This is a genomic window from Mycobacterium sp., assembly GCF_035603715.1.
Taxonomy (GTDB): domain Bacteria; phylum Actinomycetota; class Actinomycetes; order Mycobacteriales; family Mycobacteriaceae; genus Mycobacterium.
Window position 1 is genome coordinate 1 of the sequence record NZ_DATNJW010000530.1, and the last position, 3417, is coordinate 3417.

The window sequence follows — 3417 nt, forward strand, 5'->3', positions numbered from 1 at the left end:
GGACAACGACATCGTGAGAGCGGCCGTTCCGGTCGCTTGGAACGCTAGTTCCGCGCTGGGGCGGTGAGGTGTGCCGAGGCGAGTTTGCGAAAGGCCGCCACCAGATGGCTGCGGTCCCCGGCGCGGCTGGCCACCACGACATGGCCGGGTTCGACGCCCTCCAAAGGGACGGTGGTGAGGTCGGGTCGCAACCGCTCGTGAAAAGCGGTCGTGACGGCGACTGCCTGCCCGGAGGCGATGAGTTCTAGCCCATCCTCGAGGGTTTCGAAGAGTGGACCTTCGGGTGCCCTGCGCCCGTCGGGCCGGGGATCGATGCGCCAGAAGTCATTCCAGACCGGGTCGCAGTCCCGGAATTTCGGTATGGGTTCGTCGGCGATGTCGTCGATGGTGACCGATTGCCGGCCCGCGAGGCGATGGTCGACGGGCACGAGCACCACCCGGGGCTCGTCGTAGAGGATCGTGACGCGCAGCTGGTCGGTGGAAAAGGGCAGTGTGCAAACCACCGCGTCCACCCGGTGGTCGAGTAGAGCATCGCGTGGTTGGTTCCAGTCCAGGTGCACGGTTTGCACGTCGGCGTCGGGGTGCTCGCGACGCAACGCGCGCACCACCGGGGTGATGATCGCACCTGTCATGTAGCCGATGGCGATGCGGCTGGGCTGGGCGGCGGCGCGGGCCTGCGCTACGGCTTGGGTGGCCGAGCGCAATAGCGCCTTGGCCCGAGGCAGGAACACCTCGCCGGCCTCAGTGAGCCGGGTGCTTTGCGGAGTGCGGTCAAACAGGCGCACGCCCATCTGCTGCTCCAGACGACGGATCTGTCGGCTTAGTGAAGGCTGCGCGACGAGCAACGCAGCCGCGGCGCGGCCGAAGTGCCGGTGGTCGGCCACCGCAACGAAGTACCCGACTAGTCGCAGATCGAGGTCCACGACACACGATGCCGAATCAGTCATGAGCTCACCGTAGCGCTCCGGCGCCTCGGCCGGTAGGACAGGCACGATGCCTGATTTGCATCGCGCAATGTGGAACAGGTCTTGGACATCCGACGCAATGCGGCATTGACTCGATGATACGAGCAGGAAGCAATCAGCTCGCCCACCTACAGCGAGGCCAATAAATGAAGTTCGGGGTAGCCACGGTCATCACAGATGAAAGCATCCGCCCGGATGTGCTCGCAAAAGCGTTGGAAGAACGTGGATTTGAATCGCTCGTTGTGGCTGAGCATTCACACATCCCCGCATGTCGGGCCACGCCGTTTCCAGCGGGCGGCGAGTTACCGCGCGAGTATTACCGGTCTTATGACCCATTCGTCGCGCTGACCGCAGCCGCTGTCGCGACATCCCAACTGCTGATTGGCCCAGGAGTGCTTCTGCTGCCGCAGCGGGACCCGATTGAAACGGCGAAGGCGGTTTCGAGCCTCGATCAGATATCCGGCGGTCGATTGCTACTCGGTCTGGGCTTGGGCTGGAACCTCGAAGAGGCCGCCGATCACGGCGTTGCAGCCACGATGCGGGGCACACTGCTCGACGAGAAGCTGGCCGCGATGAAAGAACTATGGGCCCATGACCAAGCCGAGTTTCACGGCCGCTACATCGATTTCGATGCAACCTATTGCTGGCCCAAACCTGTACAGAAGCCGCATCCGAAGATTTATTTCGGTGGATTCACGACGGCCACGGTCTTGCGAGCGCATCGGCATCACGCTGGTTGGATGCCCATGGCCGTCCCGGTCGCGGACATGGTCCCCGCGCAGCTGAGCCTTCTGGAAGGTGCAACCGACATCCCCGTCAGCGTCATTGTCCCTGACGTGGTGGACCGCGCAGTCTTGGACGCTTACCGCCAGCACGGCGCGGAACGAGCGCTCATCCTCCTTCCCACCAAACCCGAATCGGAAACCCTCCAACTGCTTGACACCATTGCGGCATTCGCTGAGCTGAGCCGCGCAAACCAACCGACGCACTGAAGGACCACCGCGCAAGGTGCGCCGAATGCGTAAGTGTGGCAACGCATTAAATGAAGAAAGAGGACACGCTATGACGAGAGTCTCGCTCGATGACACACAACTCGCCGAGCTCAGCGGCAGCCAAGAAGATCGGGTAGCCCGCCGGGTGGCTGAGTTGTTCGACAGTGACCCGCAATTCCGCGCAGCCGCTCCCCTTCCCGCGGTAGTGGAGGCGGCCTGCACGCCCGGTCTCCGGTTGGCTCAGGTGTTCGAGACGATCGTCGAAGGTTATGCCGATCGACCTGCACTTGGGCAACGTGCCCGTGAGTTGGTGGCCGACCCCGACACCGGCCGCACATCGGTGCGCCTCTCGCACCAGTTCGACACCTTTAGCTACCGCGAATTATGGGACCGGGTGCGTGCGATTGCCGGCGCCTGGCGCCATGACTCAGCTCATTCGGCGATCCCCGGGGACGCGGTCGCAACCATCGGATTCGCCAGCGCCGACCACTTGGTCGTCGACATGGTGTGCGCCTACCTCGGGTTGGTGACCGTTCCGCTGCAGCACAACGCTCCGGTATCGCGATTGCGGCCGATCATCGAGGAGTGCGAACCGACGATCGTGGCCGTCAGTGCGGAGTACCTCGATCTAGCGGTCGAGTCCATGATGAGCAGTCCGTCGGTGGGCCAGATCATGGTTTTCGACTATCAGCCCGAAGTTGATGAGCAGCGGGAGAACTTCGAGCGGGCTCGTGCCCGCCTGCGGGCGGCCGCGCCACGCGTCGTTGTGACCACGGTGGACGAGGTCGTCTCGCGCGGCAACCAACTGCCGGCCGAGCCGGCGTACACCGACGGTAGCGATGAGCGCTTGGCGATGATCTTGTACACGTCAGGCAGTACGGGGGCGCCCAAAGGTGCCATGTACACCGAGGGGATGGTGGCCAAGCACTGGACGGGTCTCTACTTGTCGCCTGGCGTCCCGGTATTCAACGTGAATTTCATGCCAATGAACCACCTCGGTGGAAGGGTGCCGTTGGCTTCGGCGTTCATCGCCGGGGGTACCAGCTACTTCGTACCCAAGTCCGATTTGTCGACGCTGTTTGACGATTGGGCGCTGGTGCGGCCCACTCAGATGGTTCTGGTTCCGCGTGTGGTGGACATGCTGTTCCAGCACAATCGCATCGGGGTGGACCGAAGGATCGCCGAGGGCGCAGACCCGACAGACGCCGCGAAGGACGCCGCCGCCGAGTTAAGGGAGCGGGTGGGTGGCCGGGTGCTCGGTGGTGCCATCGGCACTGCCCCACTCGCCGCGCAAATGAAGGCGTTTGTGGACTCGGCGCTCGACGTCCACATCGCCGACGGCTACGGGATGACCGAGACCGGGACGATCAGCTTGGACGGTGTGATCAACCGCAAGCGGGTGCAGGACTACAAGCTGATCGACGTTCCCGACCTCGGTTACTTCCGCACCGACCGGCCCT

At 63.7% G+C, this 3417-nt stretch carries 3 protein-coding genes; 2 read left to right on the top strand and 1 reads right to left on the bottom strand.

What is annotated here, in order from left to right; genetic code table 11:
* Positions 1-44: 44 nt before the first annotated feature.
* Positions 45-947: a LysR family transcriptional regulator gene (locus tag VN856_RS21875; protein WP_325692877.1), complete on the bottom strand. Its 903-nt coding sequence runs from the start codon at positions 945-947 to the stop codon at positions 45-47.
* A 164-nt stretch (positions 948-1111) separates the two neighbouring features.
* Here VN856_RS21875 and VN856_RS21880 point away from each other — a divergent pair, with 164 nt between their 5' ends.
* Positions 1112-1957 (top strand): TIGR03619 family F420-dependent LLM class oxidoreductase, encoded by an 846-nt coding sequence (locus tag VN856_RS21880; protein ID WP_325692879.1) that lies wholly within the window; start codon positions 1112-1114, stop codon positions 1955-1957.
* 70 nt (positions 1958-2027) lie between these two features.
* Positions 2028-3417 (top strand): AMP-binding protein (locus VN856_RS21885; protein WP_325692882.1); only part of this gene is annotated, 1390 nt, incomplete at its 3' end.

Coding starts and splice junctions, on each gene's coding strand:
- VN856_RS21875 (WP_325692877.1), bottom strand. CDS start 947: ATGACTGATTCGGCATCGTGTGTCGTGGACCTCGATCTGCGACTAGTC.
- VN856_RS21880 (WP_325692879.1), top strand. CDS start 1,112: ATGAAGTTCGGGGTAGCCACGGTCATCACAGATGAAAGCATCCGCCCG.